This window comes from Paraburkholderia sp. CNPSo 3272 (assembly GCF_024206495.1).
Classification (GTDB): domain Bacteria; phylum Pseudomonadota; class Gammaproteobacteria; order Burkholderiales; family Burkholderiaceae; genus Paraburkholderia.
In genome coordinates, this window is the sequence record NZ_JAMBPQ010000052.1 from 1 (window position 1) to 16,600 (window position 16,600).

Annotated in this window: 12 protein-coding genes and 3 pseudogenes; 13 read left to right on the top strand and 2 right to left on the bottom strand. The window is 60.4% G+C overall.

Annotated elements, in window-relative coordinates; translation table 11 throughout:
* The 7 genes and pseudogenes from M3I53_RS34160 to M3I53_RS34190 form a co-directional block, all read left to right on the top strand.
* Positions 1-402 (top strand): annotated as a pseudogene (locus M3I53_RS34160) (4-hydroxy-2-oxovalerate aldolase); the annotation flags it as partial.
* A gap of 169 nt (positions 403-571) precedes the next feature.
* Complete coding sequence (locus M3I53_RS34165; RefSeq protein WP_254320202.1) at positions 572-1,429, top strand: alpha/beta fold hydrolase; 858 nt, start codon at positions 572-574, stop codon at positions 1,427-1,429.
* 141 nt (positions 1,430-1,570) lie between these two features.
* Positions 1,571-2,644, top strand: a complete 1,074-nt coding sequence (locus M3I53_RS34170; protein ID WP_254320203.1) for a porin — start codon at positions 1,571-1,573, stop codon at positions 2,642-2,644.
* Positions 2,645-2,713: 69 nt separating this feature from the next.
* The gene (locus M3I53_RS34175; protein ID WP_254320204.1) at positions 2,714-3,964 is read left to right on the top strand and encodes an MFS transporter; all 1,251 of its coding nucleotides are present in this window, start codon (positions 2,714-2,716) and stop codon (positions 3,962-3,964) included.
* Positions 3,965-4,049: 85 nt separating this feature from the next.
* Positions 4,050-4,355: a hypothetical protein gene (locus M3I53_RS34180; protein WP_254320205.1), complete on the top strand. Its 306-nt coding sequence runs from the start codon at positions 4,050-4,052 to the stop codon at positions 4,353-4,355.
* Positions 4,356-4,702: 347 nt separating this feature from the next.
* Positions 4,703-5,552, top strand: a pseudogene (locus M3I53_RS34185) (fumarylacetoacetate hydrolase family protein).
* Between the two features lie 68 nt (positions 5,553-5,620).
* On the top strand, positions 5,621-5,851 hold the full coding sequence (locus M3I53_RS34190) for a hypothetical protein (RefSeq protein ID WP_028208169.1): 231 nt from the start codon (positions 5,621-5,623) through the stop codon (positions 5,849-5,851).
* 157 nt (positions 5,852-6,008) lie between these two features.
* Here M3I53_RS34190 and M3I53_RS34195 read toward each other — a convergent pair whose 3' ends face one another.
* Complete coding sequence (locus M3I53_RS34195; protein WP_254320206.1) at positions 6,009-6,356, bottom strand: hypothetical protein; 348 nt, start codon at positions 6,354-6,356, stop codon at positions 6,009-6,011.
* Positions 6,357-6,457: 101 nt separating this feature from the next.
* On the opposite strand from M3I53_RS34195, the pseudogene M3I53_RS38735 reads away from it, so the two are divergent.
* Together M3I53_RS38735 and M3I53_RS34200 are read left to right on the top strand one after the other, a co-directional pair.
* Positions 6,458-6,693 (top strand): annotated as a pseudogene (locus M3I53_RS38735) (IS110 family transposase); the annotation flags it as partial.
* A gap of 822 nt (positions 6,694-7,515) precedes the next feature.
* Positions 7,516-9,507: a patatin-like phospholipase family protein gene (locus tag M3I53_RS34200; protein WP_254320207.1), complete on the top strand. Its 1,992-nt coding sequence runs from the start codon at positions 7,516-7,518 to the stop codon at positions 9,505-9,507.
* Between the two features lie 72 nt (positions 9,508-9,579).
* Here M3I53_RS34200 and M3I53_RS34205 read toward each other — a convergent pair whose 3' ends face one another.
* A complete protein-coding gene (locus M3I53_RS34205; RefSeq protein WP_254320208.1) occupies positions 9,580-10,296 on the bottom strand; it encodes an IS6 family transposase in 717 nt (238 codons plus the stop codon).
* Between the two features lie 530 nt (positions 10,297-10,826).
* Here M3I53_RS34205 and M3I53_RS34210 point away from each other — a divergent pair.
* From M3I53_RS34210 to pdxA, 4 genes are all read left to right on the top strand, one after another.
* A complete protein-coding gene (locus M3I53_RS34210) occupies positions 10,827-11,978 on the top strand; it encodes a porin (protein ID WP_254320209.1) in 1,152 nt (383 codons plus the stop codon).
* Positions 11,979-12,062: 84 nt separating this feature from the next.
* The gene (gene dapA, locus M3I53_RS34215; RefSeq protein ID WP_254320210.1) at positions 12,063-12,950 is read left to right on the top strand and encodes a 4-hydroxy-tetrahydrodipicolinate synthase; all 888 of its coding nucleotides are present in this window, start codon (positions 12,063-12,065) and stop codon (positions 12,948-12,950) included.
* Positions 12,951-12,997: 47 nt separating this feature from the next.
* Positions 12,998-14,167: an iron-containing alcohol dehydrogenase gene (locus M3I53_RS34220; protein WP_254320211.1), complete on the top strand. Its 1,170-nt coding sequence runs from the start codon at positions 12,998-13,000 to the stop codon at positions 14,165-14,167.
* Entirely contained in the window at positions 14,164-16,509 is a 2,346-nt protein-coding gene (pdxA, locus tag M3I53_RS34225; protein ID WP_254320212.1) for a 4-hydroxythreonine-4-phosphate dehydrogenase PdxA, read from the top strand. Before M3I53_RS34220 ends, pdxA begins: the two co-directional genes overlap by 4 nt.
* Positions 16,510-16,600 lie beyond the last annotated feature (91 nt).

The following is a 16,600-nucleotide window of genomic DNA, read 5'->3' on the forward strand; positions in this document are numbered from 1 at the left end:
GCGAACTCGATCGTGGCCGTGGAAGAAGGCTGCGACCGCGTCGATGCGTCGCTCGCCGGGATGGGTGCGGGCGCGGGCAACGCGCCGCTCGAAGTGTTCATCGGTGCGGCGGAGCGCATGGGCTGGAACCACGGCACCGACCTCTACACGCTGATGGATGCTGCCGACGACATCGTGCGCCCGCTGCAGGACCGTCCGGTTCGCGTGGACCGCGAAACGCTCGCGCTGGGTTACGCGGGCGTGTATTCGAGCTTCCTGCGCCACTCGGAAGTGGCCGCGAAGAAGTACGACCTGAAGACGGTGGACATTCTCGTCGAACTGGGCAAGCGCCGGATGGTGGGCGGCCAGGAAGACATGATCGTCGACGTGGCGCTGGACTTGAAGAAGAAAGCAGCAGCTTGACTTCGCGCGCAGGCGTGACGCGTTTTCAATATTTGCGAATGCACCGTTCGGGATTGCTGTCTTTTTATGAAGCTATCTAAGCTATACCATTCGCAATACTAATTATTTAAAAAGCATTTTTAAAATCGCGATGATCCCGGATGCAAATCCGACCAAGGAGGAGAGAGCAATGGTTGCATTGACCGAAGCAGGAACGAGTAAGTTCGCGCGGATCAAGGAAGGAGATCTCGATCTGCAGATTCACTACAACGACGCAGGCACAGGCGAAACCGTTGTCATGATGCATGGCTCAGGTCCCGGAGCATCGGGCTGGAGCAACTTCCACCGCAACATCGATACGTTTGTTGAAGCTGGCTATCGTGTGATCCTTCCGGACTCGCCCGGCTGGAACAAGAGCGACCCGATTGTGGTGACGCACGGTGCGCGCTCGGAAATCAATGCGCGCGCGCTCAAGGGGCTGCTCGACGTGCTCGACATCGGCCGCGTGCATATTCTCGGCAACTCGATGGGCGGAGTGAACGCGTTGTCGTTCGCGCTCAACTACCCCGATCGTCTGGGCAAGATGGTGATCATGGGCGGTGGCGGAGTGGGTCCGAGTCTGTTCCAGCCCATGCCGCTGGAGGGGATCAAGCTGCTGTTCGGCGCATACAAGACGCCGACGATGGAAAACCTGCGCCGGATGCTTGACGTGTTCGTATTCGATCCTTCGACGATCACGGAAGAACTGATCCAGGGGCGCTTCGAGAACATGATGGCGCGCCGCGATCACCTCGAAAACTTCGTGAAGAGCCTGGAGGTTAACCAGAATCAGTTTCCGGATCTGAGCGGGCGGCTTGCCGAGATCGGCGCGCCGACGCTCGTTACATGGGGACGCGACGATCGCTTCGTGCCGCTCGACAACGGCTTGCGCATGGTTTGGGCTTTGCGCGATGCGCAGTTCCATGTGTTCAGCCGCTGCGGTCATTGGGCGCAATGGGAGCACGCGCAAGCGTTCAACCGGCTCGTCATCGATTTCCTCAGGCACTAAGTCAACGCAAGGGAGGCACAAGGGCTCCGTAGCGAGCCCATCTACAGCCACCCAGAGCGGTGGCATCACCGAAAAACCGCACCCGGGAGCGCTCTCCGGTCGCGGGACACGCAGCATACGACAATAAGGTTTGGAGACACGGTGAAAGCGAAAATCATGACATGTGCGGCCGCTACGTTGCTGGCCGGAACAGCCCACGCGCAGTCGAGCGTCACGCTGTTTGGTGCAATCGATGCGGGGTTGACCTGGGTGTCGAATGCGGGCGGTCATTCGAATACCTTCATGCAGGGCGGCATCTCGAACAACACAGGTTTCGGGCTTTCCGCGATCGAAGACCTTGGGGGAGGCACCCGGGCGATCGCGAAGCTGCTCAATACGTTCGACATTGGAACAGGTTCGCTATACAGCCCTGGCCAGATGTTCCGCTACTCGTACGTGGGCCTCGACAACGACCAACTGGGCCGTCTGACTATGGGCCTGCAGACCGACTTCATGTTCAACTACATGACGATCGATCGCTGGGGGCCGATGCTCGCTTCGCTTGAGCCGACATTCACGCAGGGTGGGCCGTTTCCACAACTCGGCGCGCCCGCGTTCGGGTCGATGGACTTCCTGCGCACGGCCGACCTCTATTCCACGCCCAACGCCGTGACCTATGAAAGCCCGCGCATGGGCGGGTTCAAGTTCGGGGCGATGTACGGCTTCGGCGGTGTGGCGGGCGCCTTCAGCCAGAACAGCACGCAGAGCTTTGGCTTGAGCTACAACACCGGCCCGGTCGCCCTCGACGCCGCATATACCTATACGAAGTTTCCCACCATCAATGAGGGTAACAGCGGCTTACGAGACTGGGGCGTGGGCGGTCGCATGCCCATTGGAAATGGCTTTGTCGCGGCGATGGTGGCTCAAGCCACCAACACCTATAACAATGCGCGGGTGATGGTGTACGACTTTGCCGCCACGTATCCGATAACGCCGGCGGCAATTGTCGGCTTCGCGTATCAATTCAACGACGGCAATCACGTCGTCAATGACGTGAAGATGCATCAGGTCGGCCTCAACCTCGCGTATTACCTTTCAAAGCGCACGAGCGTCTACGCATTCGCCGTGTATCAGCACGCATCGGACGGCGCCCCCGCGCTTATTCCCGGCGCTGGCGCATTCTCGACTTCCGGCAACCAGACGATGGTGCGCATCGGGATGATGCACACCTGGTAATGCTTGCGCGCGGCGCTCGAACGCCGCGCGTGGACGCTTCGTCATAACAGAACATTGGAGACTTCCATCATGGAAACGACGGCTGCCGCCCCGAGCGGGCGCGCTGACTGGAGCCTGCGCTACGAGGTGAAGGCGGTATTCCTGCTCGCACTGGGTTATGGACTCGTGGGTCTGGATCGCAACATCATCTATCCGCTCTTTCCCGTGATTGCGAAAGAGCTCGGAATGAACTATCAGGATCTCGGCCTGATTTCCGCGGTGCTTTCGCTTTGCTGGGGCCTGGCATCCATTCTCACTGGCCGCCTTTCCGATCGCGTCGGCTGCAAACGCGTGATCGTGCCTGCGGTGGTCGCGTTCTCATTGCTCGTTGGCGGCAGCGGGCTCGCTGCCGGCATGATGAGCATGGTTCTGTTGCGCGCACTGATGGGCGTCGCGGAAGGCGCCTATGTGCCCGCGAGCATCGTCGCGACAGTCGAGGCATCGAAGCCGAGCCGCATCGGACTGAACGTCGGGCTTCAGCAAATGTCTGCGCCGCTCGTGGGGCTCGGGGTGGGCCCGTTGCTCGCTATCGGCATGCTCAAGCTGGTGCCGTCCTGGCACTGGATCTTCGTGATCGTTGCCGTACCCGGCTTCGTGATTGCCGTACTGCTCGCGAAGTCGCTGCGTGCCGATGCGCCCATTGTTGCGGCAGGGCCGATAGCGCGTTCCTCGTGGTTTCAGGTGCTGCGCTATCGCAATGTGGTCTCGGGCACGCTTCTAATGCTCTGCGCACTTTCGGGCCTCGTCGTGTTGTCGGCGTTCTTGCCCAGCTACCTCACCGATCACCTGCACCTTGGCATGGATTCGATGGGCCTGGTGCTCTCCGCTCTCGGCGTGGGTTGCTGCGTTGGCGTCGTGGTGCTGCCTGCCTTGTCGGACCGCTTCGGCCGCAAGCGTGTGATCGTGGTGTCGCTTGCGGGCGAAGTGGTTGGCCTCTGGTTTCTCGCGAAAGCGGGCGCGGAACCTGCCAGGCTGTTCGTTTTGCTTGCAATCGTGACGTTTCTGATCGCGGGCGTTATCGGCATCACGGTAGGTCCCTTTGCGAACGAATCGGTGCCACCGGAACTGGGTGCCACGGCAACGGGCATGATCGTCGGACTCGGCGAAATCATCGGTGGTGCAGTGGCGCCGGCCGTCACAGGTGGAGTCGCGCAACATGCCGGCATCGAGGTAATTGTGCAAATCGCGCTGGGTTCCGCCGTGCTTGGGCTGCTGATCTCTGTGTTCGGCATGCGCGATCCCAGGCGCGATTTCGCGGCACGTCGTGCTGAGGCAGCCTGAACGTTGGCATGTCAACGTGCCTCCCGCGCGGGATGCGTAATTACGTAATCGAATCAATCAAACAAGACAGGAAAGGAGAGAACAAATGAGAGTATTCAAGACGGTGCTTGCGGCAGTGCTCATGGTCGCAATGTCTGCGGCGCCAGGCGCGTTCGCACAGACGCAGCAAACCGGTGATGCCAGTAGCGCCGTTGCGCCGAGCCAGACGAATCCGGCTTCGATGACGAAGGCAGAGAAAAAGGCGGCGCGTAAGTCCGCTCGCAAGGAAGCTCGCGCAAAAAAGAATGCGGAGCTGAAGAAACTGGAGAGCGCGGGTTACAAACCGGGTGGGTACGATCCGAACTATCCGGAGAGCGCCCAGGGCGCGGAGAAAAAGGCGGCAGGGCAGTGACGCGTTCGATTTGATTGCCGTGCGCCTGGACCTCAGAATGGGGCCAGGGGACGCCGTTCAGCTACGTGCTGAACGGCTTCTTTTTTCCCCTGCAGGGAATGTTCAGAGCCGCAAGCGGGCACCTGCGGCATTTGGGAATTCCGATTCCGTGCCGGCGGAGAACCAGGAAGTGGCGCTAATCGCGAAAAGCGATTCGAATCGAAGTCGGCTTTCGACAAGACCTAAAATACGTGGACGCCGAGCGCCGCTTTCCGAAATACCGAAAACGCCATTTGGTTTTAGGCTGTATTGCCTGTCCAGGGTGCTGAAGAATAATGACGGCGTGACGGACTCATGGAGAATGAACTGTGAAACTACTGCGGTACGGCTTAGCGGGCGCTGAGTTGCCCGGCGTGCTCGACAGCGAGGGCCGCATTCGGGCATTGAGTCCGATAGTGAGGGATATCGACCAGGACGTGCTGTCGCCAGAGGGGCGCCGTTTCCTCTCCGCAGTCGATGTGACGCAGCTACCCATCGTTCCCGGAACGCCGCGGCTCGGGCCGCCCGTGAGGAGCCTGCTCGAGATCATCGCGAGCGGCCTCAACTATCGCGATCACGCGTTGGAAGCGGCTTTGCCCATCCCCGACGAGCCTGTTGTGTTCGGCAAGTCGACCTCATCGATCAGCGGTCCGTATGAGGACATTGTGCTGGCCCCTGGATCAACCCGGACCGACTGGCAGATCGAGTTGGGGATCGTGATGGGAAGCGTGGCTTCGCGTGTCGTGCCGGACGAGCGATGGCAAGCGTGGCAGGCTACTGCATGGTGAACGACGTTTCGGAGCGCCACTGGCAATTGCATCGTAACGGGCAGTGGCGAAAAGGCAAGAGCTTCGATAGCTACACGCCCATCGGTCCGTGGCTCGTCACGCCGGACGAGATCGCGAATCATCAGGGCCTCGAGCTAAGGCTTTCAGTCAATGGCCGGCAAAGGCAACTCGGTCACACAGAGGACATGATTTTCGGCGTGGCGCACCTCGTCAGTTACTGCAGCCAGTTCATGACACTGCAGCCTGGTGATTTGATCATCACCGGTACCCCCGCCGGTGTGGGGCTAGGCATGAAGCCGCCTGCTTATCTCGCCGCCGGCGATGTGATAACCATGGGGATACCGGCCTTGGCCAGCAGCGCCACGTGGTGAGGGAGGCGCAGCAAGTGTAGGGCGTAAAACGTCACCTGCTTGAAGCGCGCTGAGGCGGTGATCCGCATTCGTGATGGTGGTTACACCGATGAACAAGATGCTAGGCGAGCGCCAGAAGGCAGCAGTTGCCGCGAACGCGGACGACGCGTCCCTCTGGCGTTGGCTGTCAGATTTGCTCGAAGAGCGCCGCATCAAGTGGCGCTACAGCTTTGACACCTGGATCGTTGTTGTCGATCGAAGGCAGTTGGCGGCAGAACGCAGCTTCGATTGCGCAATACGGGTAGCAAAAGCGGCGGCCGAGAAGCTGGCGGCTCCGTAACCGCACAAACATTCACGGTCGCGTCCTCAGAACATACGGCCGACCGAAGCGGCGGACCGCTGCTCTGTTCTTTTCGCCGCCGTGGCGGCTTTGGCGTGATGCCCGTTCACTGCGCGCGTTGCCGCTGCGATCAGCGCTTGCAGGTTTACAGCATTGGTCATTGCCTGATACCCCGAGTTGCCTGGATGCCAACGTCGTTGATCCCTTCCTGCGGCACGATGGCGCGCACATTGGGCAGCAGGGCGTCGCGGCTGAAGTACGCGGCCGCGGCCACGCCGAACATTGCCTGCTCGCGATTGGTCAGCAGCTCGTTACCCGCGATGCCCGCATTCGATACTGCGAGCGTTGTGCCCGTGCGCGCAGCCGGCCGGTGCGCCAGCACGTCCGCACAGCGGCGATTCTTGCTGTCGCTCGACTGATAGCCGTTGGTGATCGAGTCGCCGTACAGCGCGACCGTTCGCGCCACCTTGCGCGGCGCGCACACATGCACGCCGGGGGCGAACATCCAGCAGCTCATTTAGCGTGCGAACGGAGTCTTGTTTGTGGCGCTCAACTGATTGCCATCGGTGAGCCAGCTTGCCTGGTCACATGGCAGGCTCCATGCAAGGGCGCGCGGTCTTCCGCAAGCGGCTTTCGCGCCAGCAACTGTTTCGTTCTTCGTCAATCTCAAGGCGGTTACTGTGGTGCTGGAGGCATGTGCCGGCTCGCACTGGCTCGCTCGCAATCGCAACGAAATCGGGCATATTTCCAGGCTCGCTTCACCGCAATAGGTTCGGACTTTCGTGAACGCCAACAAGGATGATTACGTCGATGCACAAGCTACCTGCGAGGCAGCATGCCGGCCCACGTCTGGCGCTTTTTTCACGCTACCGGGCCGACTGTCACCCTATATCGCTGCCCAAGGAATGCGACTAACGGTCCTTCCGCTCTTCACCCCCAAACACAGACAGCGAGCCCAAAACCTCGTCTCCAGGGGGGGGTACAGCACCCTGGCTGGCGCAGACGAAGTCGTGTTGCTCTTTGACGTCTTGCTGCCGTGAAGCGAGGTGGACTTCTTGAGCGTCTGGTGCTTGCGCTCACACCCGCGCCGGCTTCAGATCCAGAATCTGATCATCGGTGGGTACCGCCTCGGGGAGGAAGTCTTCACAAGAGCGTTCGTCGGCGTTCGTTTTCAGCCTCTCCGCACTAACGAGTTCAGCCAAGAGTTCTTAAGTATAAATCGCACTACTGATTAATTGTGTAATGAGATTCCTCGTGGCTTTCTAACCGATACCTTCCTCAAGCGCGAGAGAGGAATACTTATCTATATGGGGGTTTTTCTCGACACTTGGCGTGGTAGCACCGCTTTTGTACGGTACCGCACACTCCGTCGCGGATTTCCACTCAAAAAATTGCTATAAAACTATGAGGGGACGGAGCGGGGCAGCGGACAAACGGTGCGGCGCTCTTCCGGCGCACGTCGATGAAACGCCATCCGGTCGCGCAATATGGAACGCGCCCGCCTGTGCGACGGTGACACCCGTACTGGTGTCCGCCAGTCCACGGCGGCGGCCGGCGGCCGGCAGCCCAGTCGCGCCGGCCACCAATCTCGCAAGCGCTGCGCAGACGGCGGCGGGATAGCCGCAGCAAGCCGCGATGGCGGCGCGTTTACTCAGGAGACCGTCATGGCAGAGGCCACTATGCCCAAAGCCGACGTGACTGCGGCAGCCCCCGAATGGCCCTGTCCGAAGGGCGAGCCGGCTGAGTACTTTGTGCCGCCGAAGTGCGGCGAGCCGAATGTGTTCGAGATTGGGCTAGTGCTGGGTGGTACGGTCTCTGCAGGCACATTCACGGCAGGCGTGCTTGATTTTCTGTTCGAAGCGCTGGACGAGTGGGACAAAGCGCGGATGGAGGCGGTCAAGGACGCCCGCGGCGCTGTACCGGGTCACCGCGTCCGCATCCGCATCATTACGGGTGCCTCCGGCGGAGGCATCAATGCCATTCTGGCGGCGCGGGCGCTCAGTTTCCGCTTCCCGCACGTGAGAGAGGGCGTGCAGGAGTCGAATCCTTCTCCCAACCCTTTCTACCAGGTGTGGGTCAACGATATCGACATCCAGAAACTGCTGGACACGTCTGATCTTGGTTCGTCCGGGCATAAGGGCAGCGCTATCATTTCACTCCTCAACGGCGGCGTGCTTTCGCAGATCGCGCAGGACACTCTCGGTTCCACGCCGGCCGCCGCAGGGGGCGAGCCGGACGCGGGCTATCCCGCCCTGGCGCTGCGAGCGGCGGGCATCAAGGACGTGTTCGCGAGGAGTTGGGTCTATAACCCGTTGGCCGTTGTCGTCACGCACACCAACCTGAGCGGTGTCCCGTATTCGCAGATGTTCCGCAGCGACGCGGCGGGCGCCTCAGCGGAATATTTCACCAACCATGCCGACTACGTCCGATTGTATTTCGGCTATTGCGTGGGCGAAAACGGCCCTGCTATCGACCCGAAAACCCATTATCTGCCGGACTCCAAATACGTGGGCTCCCCGCAAACGTACACGCTGGGCACGGCCTACTTGCCAGAGCAATTGAAGGGATGCACGGCGGCAGACTGGCCGGCGCTCGCACAAAACGTCCTGGGGACTTCGGCATTTCCGATTGGCTTTCCGGCACGCGTGGTGGCGCGCCACGCAAACGACTATGCGTACCGTTTCGTCTGGGACCCGATAGACGGGAAATATCATTGGATCGCGCCGTTATGGCCGAAGGTTGCGCCCAGCGGTCTGAACCTGGACACCTATCAATTCCTGTCGCTCGATGGTGGATGCACGGACAACGAGCCCATCATGCTGGCCACACAGGTCCTGGAAGGACTGGAGCGGGCGGGCAATCACCATAGCGTGGCCGCCGCGGATAAGGCGGACCGCGCCGTGGTGCTCGTGGACCCACTGTGCGACCCGCTCCCTGAGCTTTTGAAACCCCAGGCGACGGCCCTGGTGTCGCTCCTGTCGCCCACGCTGCAGATGTTCATCCGCTCCAATCGCTTTGCGACGGCGGACATGACCGGCTTTCTGCGCAGCGACGTGTACAACCGGTTCCTTGTCGCGCCAAAGCGGTGGCCGCGCAAAGAGGAGGGCGCCGCCGCATCTGTACTCGTAGGCGGCGAAGCGCTATGCGCCGGTGGCCTCGGGGCGTTCATGGGCTTTTTCCACAAAAAATTCAGAGAGCACGATTTCATGCTCGGCCGTCGCAATTGTCAGGCATTCCTCGCCGGGACGTTCACGCTCTCCCCCGAGAACCGAGTTTTCATAAACGGGGAAATACCCACGCTGCCTGCGAACTGGTCCGGGCCCAGGCCGCCGGAACCCACGCTGGAATGCCCGATCATCCCGTTGTACGGCAGCGCCGCCGAAGTTCAGGACCAGCCCAAATGGCCCGTAGACGAGTTCAAGCCCAAAAGCATCGAGGGGCTCCTGAAAAAGCGCGTAGAAGCCATGCTTTCCCACCTCGGCGATTACCTGCACATCGGAAAAATGGGTGAAGCCCTGGTCGCCATCGTCGATCTGCTCGTCATCGCACCGCAGATCACGAAGAAAATTCTCGCCATCGTGAGCGCCGAACTCGTTCGCCAGAGACTGCTCGATCCGGCCGATGCGGTTCCCAATGGCGATGATCCGATGCCGTAAAGCGAATGGGAGTGACACGGCTCTGGTGCAAATAGGCGCTGCGGTAGATTATTTCTTAGAGGTAAGGATGCCTTATTGAATTGAAAGAACTGCATTCCAGACCGCAGGCGCAGCGCAATTCTTGAGGCCGAGCTTCGCGAGGTTGAACTGGGCTTTGCGAATCCGTTGCATCAATTCGATGCCGGACAACGTGATCGCTGCACTCCTGAAACGTTTGAAACCGAGCATGACATTTGTCCGGGACTTGATGTTGCGATGGTCCGGCTCGATGAGATTATTGAGATATTTCGAGGATCGAACCTGTGTGTCTTCAGGCAGCAGGCCGTCTTCCTTCATCTCACGCACCGCGCGTTGTGAAGCGGCATAGCCATCCAGCGTGATGGTCTTCGGCGGCCGGCCCTGTTTGAGGGCTTTCCGGAAAAACGCCTTGGCCGCCTTGACGTCGCGCTTCGCACGGAGCATGAAGTCAACTGTCTGGCCGGTCCGATCCACCGCCCGGTAGAGATAAACCCACCTGCCGCGGATCTTCAGGTACGTTTCATCGACACGCCACGACTGGCCCGTGGGCGTAGCGAGACGGTTCCAGCGTTTGACGAACTCCGGCGCATAACGTCGCACCCAGCGCAGGATCGTCGTGTGGGCCAGCGACAGACCCCGTTCCGCCATCATTTCCACAAGATCGCGCAGACTGAGCTTGTAGCGCAAGTACCAGCGAACACACAGAATGGTCACCTCGCGGTCGAAGTGACGGCCTGCGAACAGTTCCTCCAGGCTCTTCGGCTTGCTCATCGTCGGCTCTCTATTCGTTCAGCCCGACACTCTAACCGATTCGCCCGCGCCATTTGCACCAGAGCCAACTGGCCTAAGTCGCTCCTAAGGGGTGGACACGCCACAGTCAGCACCTAGCGGTCCGACCGCGCAATTGCATCCATTAGCCGGTCGCTTTCTTCAGTTTTCTCGACTCCTGGCCGGACTCGACCCAGCCTTTGCATGTGGCGCTTTGCGTACTTCGCCCGCTTTCGTGGCGACGACGGTCACTGCGTGCGGGTTTCGCCGGCACTGGTAGTCGGCCGTACTTCCCGCAGGATGAACTCTGATTTTGACCGAATCAGTCACTTTTGTGTCTCCACCAATTCCTCCGACCATATTAAACGCTCAGTTCAATCAAAAATGTGGGGTTTCCCCTCATTTTTGTGCGCGATTCGATTACATAGAATGCACACAACGGTCACTAAAGACAAGTTGACGCCCTCAGCAGCAACATCAGGACGCGAAATCTGACCGAATCGGTCAAAGCAGTGGAGATTGGAGACAAATCGATGAAAAGGTCTTTCGCGCTAGCGGGCATGTTGGGCGTCGCAGTGTCTGCCCATGCACAGAGCAACGTTACCCTCTACGGCCTGATAGATACTTCATTGATGTACACGAACAATCAGAAAGGCGGCACGAACTACCAGATGTCGAGTGGGGTCGAGTCTGGAAGCCGCTGGGGTATGAAAGGCGCGGAGGACCTGGGCAATGGCCTGAAGGCAATCTTTCAGCTGGAGAACGGTTTCAGCAGCACGGCAGGCACGCTTGGACAGAACGGCCGTATGTTCGGCCGGGCAGCCTATGTCGGTCTAACTTCGTCGAGTTTCGGAAGCTTCACGGCCGGGCGGCAGAACGAACCGTCTGCTGACTTCGTCGGGCCGCTCGTGGCCTCGAACCAATGGGCGGGCGGTATCGGCGCGCATCCCGGCAACACGGACAACCTTTACGTCAATTCGCGGATTAGCAATAGCATCAAGTATCTGAGTCAGGACTATGGTGGTTTCCGCATCGGCGGTCTGTTCAGCCTGGGCGGTACAGCGGGCAACTTCAGCAATAACCGTATCTGGAGTGTCGCCGCAGGCTACAACCATGGACCCTTCGCACTGGGTGCGTCGTACATCAACACCGCTCAACCGAACACCGCCCTGTGGGACGGTACAGCAGGCGCCGCAGCCATCTCGCCCAACAACACGCCTATCTACTCGGGATATGCGTCCGCGCGTACGTTAAGCGTCGCATCAGTCGCTGCCAACTACACCCTGGGCTCGGCAAAGTTCGGGCTGGTCTATTCCAACTCGAATTTCGGCGAGCTTGGTTCGCCTGCCGCTTCCGCGCCCATCGCCCGATACAAGGGCGCGACAGTCGTGTTCGACAACTACGAAGCGAACTTCAACTATCAGGTGACGCCCGCACTCCTGCTCGGCGTAGCCTACGACTACACCCACACACGCGGTGCAGGTGATGCGCACTACAACCAGGCAAACGTCGGTGCAGATTATTTCCTGTCGAAGCGTACCGACGTCTATCTGACTGCTGCCTATCAGCATGCGAGCGGCATCGACTCCACGGGCAAGGCGGCTGTGGCCGCGCTGTGGCCAGTGACCGCATCGAGCAATTCGCACCAGATTGTCACGGCGTTGGGGTTGCGTCACCGGTTCTAATCAGTGCGGCGGCCTGCCTGGCGCGGCCGGCGCTACGAAGGGCTGCACAAGCGCTGCCCTGCAACCAAATTGGAGAGTCCGAGCATGTCAGTCACTTTCAAGGGAATTGTTCCCGCCCTTATCACTCCCATGACCGCGGCCGAGGAAGTCGATGAAGCCGGTCTGCGAACACTTATCGAACGTCTAATCGGCGCGGGTGTGCACGGTCTCTTCGTGCTCGGCACGAACGGTGAATTCATTGGGCTGTCCGAAGCGGAAAAGCTTCGCATTGCGGCCATCGCCGTCGACCAGGCGCGCGGGCGGGTTCCGGTCATCGCAGGTACGGGCGCTTACGCAACGCGCGACGTAATCGAACTCAACCGCAAGATGCAGGACACAGGCGTCGATGCCGTGTCCGTCATCACGCCATATTTCAATGGCGCGACCCAGCAGGAACTGTTTACACACTATGAGCGCATCGCACGAGGCACGTCGCTGCCAGTGATGCTCTACACGATTCCGGCCAAGGCAGGCATCACGCTAAACGTCGATACGGTGCGCCGACTCTCGGAGATTCCGAATATCCGCGGCATCAAGGACAGCGGCGGCGATTTCGACCGCCTGCTCCAGCTGATTAACCTGCGTCGCGACGATTTCGCCGTATTTACTGGCACCGATTCGATGATTCTCTGGACCCTGATTGCTGGCGGTGACGGCGCAGTCGCGGCAACGACCAACGCGGTCCCCAGTGTCGTGATGTCTATCTGGAACAGCTTCCAGGCTGGCGACATCGAATCCGCCCGTCGCGCGCAGGAATCATTGCGCGCGCTGCGCGACGCCTTCGCACTCGGCACGATGCCTGTCGTATTGAAGACAGCAGCAACGATGCTCGGCATGCCCGCGGGCCCTGCGCGCTCACCCGCGCAGCCGCTCGACGATGCGACGCGCGAGCGGCTCGCAAAAGCCCTCGCGATTTATCCGCGCGCTGACTGAGCACACGCTCGCATCGACTAACCGTTTGAGAGACACAGAGACTCGACATGGACACCGCTTACCATTTCCAGGGCGTCAAGCACATCGTGCACGGGCCCAACAGCCTGGACCAGTTGCCGGAGAAGCTCGCGCTGCTTGACAAGCCGATTCGCCGCATTGCATTCATCACGCAGCCAGTCATGGAAGAGAACGGCGTGGCGGGTCGCGTCGTCGCAGGGCTCAAGGCAAAGGACATCGAAACGCTGATTGTGCGAGACGTGCAGCCGGAACCTACGATTGAAAATGTCGAGTCGGTCTATCGTGAACAGATTGAGCCGTTCGCCCCCGACGCCGTGCTGTCAATTGGTGGCGGCAGCGTGCTGGACGCAGCAAAGCTTTTTGCCGTACGGCTCACGAACCAGCAACCATTGCGCGAATGGCTGGGCATTGATTTGATTCCGGCGCCAGGCGTTCCGCTGGTTCTGGTGCCCACGACGGCAGGTACAGGTTCCGAAGTCACCCCGAACGCCATCGTTACGCTTCCCGATGAGGAGCTGAAGGTTGGCATCGTCAGTCGCCACCTGCTGCCCCAGCTCATCATTCTGGACGCAACGCTGACTCTGGACCTGCCGAAGCCGATTACGGCGGCCACAGGTATGGATGCCTTCATCCACTCGCTCGAATCGTATATCTCGACCAAGGCGAATCCCATCAGCGACATGTTCGCCATGGAGTCGATGCGCTTGATTGGCGCGAACCTTGTTGAAGCTTACGAAAACGGACAGTCGCTCAAAGCCCGCGAAGCGATGCTGCTCGGCTCGATGTATGGGGGGCTGGCGCTGACCGCGGCCGGTACCGCGGCAGTGCACGCACTGGCTTATCCACTCGGAGGCATGTTCAATATCACGCACGGCGTCGCCAACTCCATGCTGCTGCCACATGTCATGGCCTTCAACCTGGACGCAGTCGTAGACCGTCTTTCCAACGTCGCGCGCGCCCTTGAGCTTGCGCAGCACGACGACAGTGACGAAGCGGCAGCCGACAAACTGCTCGCGCGCATTCACGAATGGACCGCGGCCATCGCTATCCCTCAGGATCTGCGCGTCTTCGGCGTCTCGGTAGACCATCTCGACGCGCTCGCGGTTGCGGCCTCCAAGGTGAAGCGTCTGCTCGGCAACAATCCCAAGCCTTTGAGTCTTGACGACATCAAGGCAATTTATAGCCGTCTGCTGCCATGAACGCCCCCACGAGCGGCGACGCGAGACTTCTCGTCATCGGTGACGACCTGTCCGGCACCGCCGATTGCGCCGTCACGTGCACCCATCACGGGCTTCGCAGCGTCGTCAATCTTGGCGTCGAGTCAGCGAACGCAGCGGATGACGTTGATGTGCTGGCCGTGGATACCGACACGCGCCGTCATGCGCCCGCTGAAGCCGCACGCACCAATGCGCAGGCCTGGCATGTCTTCGCTGGCGGACGTCGTGTGTACAAGAAAATTGACTCGACGTTGCGCGGTAACGTCGCCGCAGAAGTCGCAGGCCTCGTACCCGTTGCAGGAATGGCCATCGTTGCGCCCGCGTTTCCTCAAGCTGGTCGAACGACGCGCAACGGACAGCAACTCATTTTCGGTGTGCCCGTTGAAGCGTCCGAGGTCTGGAAGAACGAACACATCAAGGGGAAGGCGGACCTGTGCTCGATGCTGACCGAAGCAGGCCTGCACGTCGGTCAAGTGACATTAGACACGGTACGCGCGGGTGTCGCCACGGTGCACTCGAACCTTGTCGAATTCCAGCGCGAGCAGGTTCAGGCCGTGGTTTGTGACAGCGAAACCGACGAGGACCTCGCTACGCTGGCCACCGCATCGGCAACCCTCAGTGGCGTGTTCTGGGTCGGCTCCGCCGGACTTGCTGCGCCGCTAGTCAGAGTGCTGGTCGAATCCGGCTCACGGTCGCTTGACGCCGGAAAGAAGTCCGGGGGGCTTTCGATGGAAGCCCTGCCTTCTCAACGTGGTGTGCTGGCTGTGGTCGGCAGCATGTCGAGCGTCTCGCATCAACAGGTCGCGGCACTTCGTTCGAACGCTAACGGTACTGTCGACTTCTTTGAAGTCAACGCGCAGGCATTGGTCAATCCGGTCAGTCCCGCGACGCTCGCGCTCACCGCCGGCGTGACGGAGGCACTCTGTCGCGGCCGTCATGCCGTCGTTGCGCTCAGCCAGTCCGAGCGGCTTCCTGTCGCTGATAGCGCATCGCTCGCGCGATGCCTTGCAGAACGACTCGCTCCTGCGGCCGAGCATGCCGGCGGTTTGATTGCAACCGGAGGTGAGACGGCCCGCGCGCTGCTCTCGACGATGGGCATCGAGTCACTCGAGGTAGTCGAAGAGATTGAACGTGGCGTGCCGTTGCTTGCCGCCACATATGGCGGTCGCACATTGCCCGTCGTAACCAAAGCGGGCGGATTCGGTCAGCCCGAGACACTGTATCGCGCGTGGCAACGACTTGTCGCCATGCAGCCAGCGGATGCGCAAGCGCCGCTTCACCCAAGCGAAGAGGAAGCTATGACATATCGTCCCGTAATCGGCATCACCATGGGCGATGCCGCCGGTGTTGGCCCCGAAATCATCATGAAGAGCCTTGCCCATGCGTCTGTGTATGAGCAGTGCCGCCCCGTTGTCGTCGGCGATGCAGCGCGTTTGCGCGACGCCGGCCGTAGAGCGGGGGTCAATCTCGAAGTTCGCACCATCAACAAGCCCTCAGAAGGAGTGTTTCGCCAGGGCGTCGTCGACTGCATTGACCTCGCGCTGATTCCTGCGGACCTGCCATATGGAAAGCTTTCTCCTATCGCAGGAGATGCGGCTTATCAATACATCGCCCGTACGGTGGAACTGACCACCGCAGGCGAACTCGATGCCATCTGTACGGCACCTCTCAATAAAGAAGCGTTGCACGCCGGCGGCCATATCTTCCCGGGGCACACTGAATTGCTTGCGCATCTGACAGGCATTGAGGAAGTGTCGATGATGCTCGTGGCACCCAATCTGCGCGTGATTCACGTCACCACGCACATCGGTCTGCTCGACGCCATTCGCAAAATTGAACCCGGCCTCGTTCAGCGCACCATCGAACGCGCACATGACACGCTGGTTCGGGCCGGCATCTCCAATCCGCGCATCGGCGTCTGCGGCATCAATCCGCATGCCGGCGAAAACGGCCTCTTCGGTTACGGCGAAGAGGAAGAAAAGATTGTCCCGGCCGTCAAGGTCCTCATGGAGCGGGGCTGGGACGTGGAAGGCCCCCTGCCGGCGGACACACTTTTCTTCCGTGCAGGTCGAGGTGACTTCGACGTGGTGGTCGCGATGTATCACGACCAGGGCCACGGGCCGGTGAAGGTGATGGGCCTCGAAGCCGGTGTGAACGTGACTGTCGGCTTGCCCGTTATCCGTACCTCGGTAGACCACGGCACGGCTTTTGACATCGCTGGCAAAGGCATCGCTGACGAACGCAGCATGCTCGAGGCATTCCGTCAGGCCCTGGACCTTGCGACACGCCACAACGAGCCGTCGCCTGCTCCCAGCGCTGCATAAGCATCCCGGCGCGAGCAAGCAGGTACCGAGTAATGAGCGATACCGGCAGGTACATGCCGGGTGGCTCAACGCAGCTCGACGGGCATCAACC

Coding starts and splice junctions, on each gene's coding strand:
- M3I53_RS34165 (WP_254320202.1), top strand. CDS start 572: ATGGTTGCATTGACCGAAGCAGGAACGAGTAAGTTCGCGCGGATCAAG.
- M3I53_RS34175 (WP_254320204.1), top strand. CDS start 2,714: ATGGAAACGACGGCTGCCGCCCCGAGCGGGCGCGCTGACTGGAGCCTG.
- M3I53_RS34180 (WP_254320205.1), top strand. CDS start 4,050: ATGAGAGTATTCAAGACGGTGCTTGCGGCAGTGCTCATGGTCGCAATG.
- M3I53_RS34190 (WP_028208169.1), top strand. CDS start 5,621: ATGAACAAGATGCTAGGCGAGCGCCAGAAGGCAGCAGTTGCCGCGAAC.
- M3I53_RS34195 (WP_254320206.1), bottom strand. CDS start 6,356: ATGTTCGCCCCCGGCGTGCATGTGTGCGCGCCGCGCAAGGTGGCGCGA.
- M3I53_RS34200 (WP_254320207.1), top strand. CDS start 7,516: ATGGCAGAGGCCACTATGCCCAAAGCCGACGTGACTGCGGCAGCCCCC.
- M3I53_RS34205 (WP_254320208.1), bottom strand. CDS start 10,296: ATGAGCAAGCCGAAGAGCCTGGAGGAACTGTTCGCAGGCCGTCACTTC.
- M3I53_RS34210 (WP_254320209.1), top strand. CDS start 10,827: ATGAAAAGGTCTTTCGCGCTAGCGGGCATGTTGGGCGTCGCAGTGTCT.
- dapA (WP_254320210.1), top strand. CDS start 12,063: ATGTCAGTCACTTTCAAGGGAATTGTTCCCGCCCTTATCACTCCCATG.
- M3I53_RS34220 (WP_254320211.1), top strand. CDS start 12,998: ATGGACACCGCTTACCATTTCCAGGGCGTCAAGCACATCGTGCACGGG.
- pdxA (WP_254320212.1), top strand. CDS start 14,164: ATGAACGCCCCCACGAGCGGCGACGCGAGACTTCTCGTCATCGGTGAC.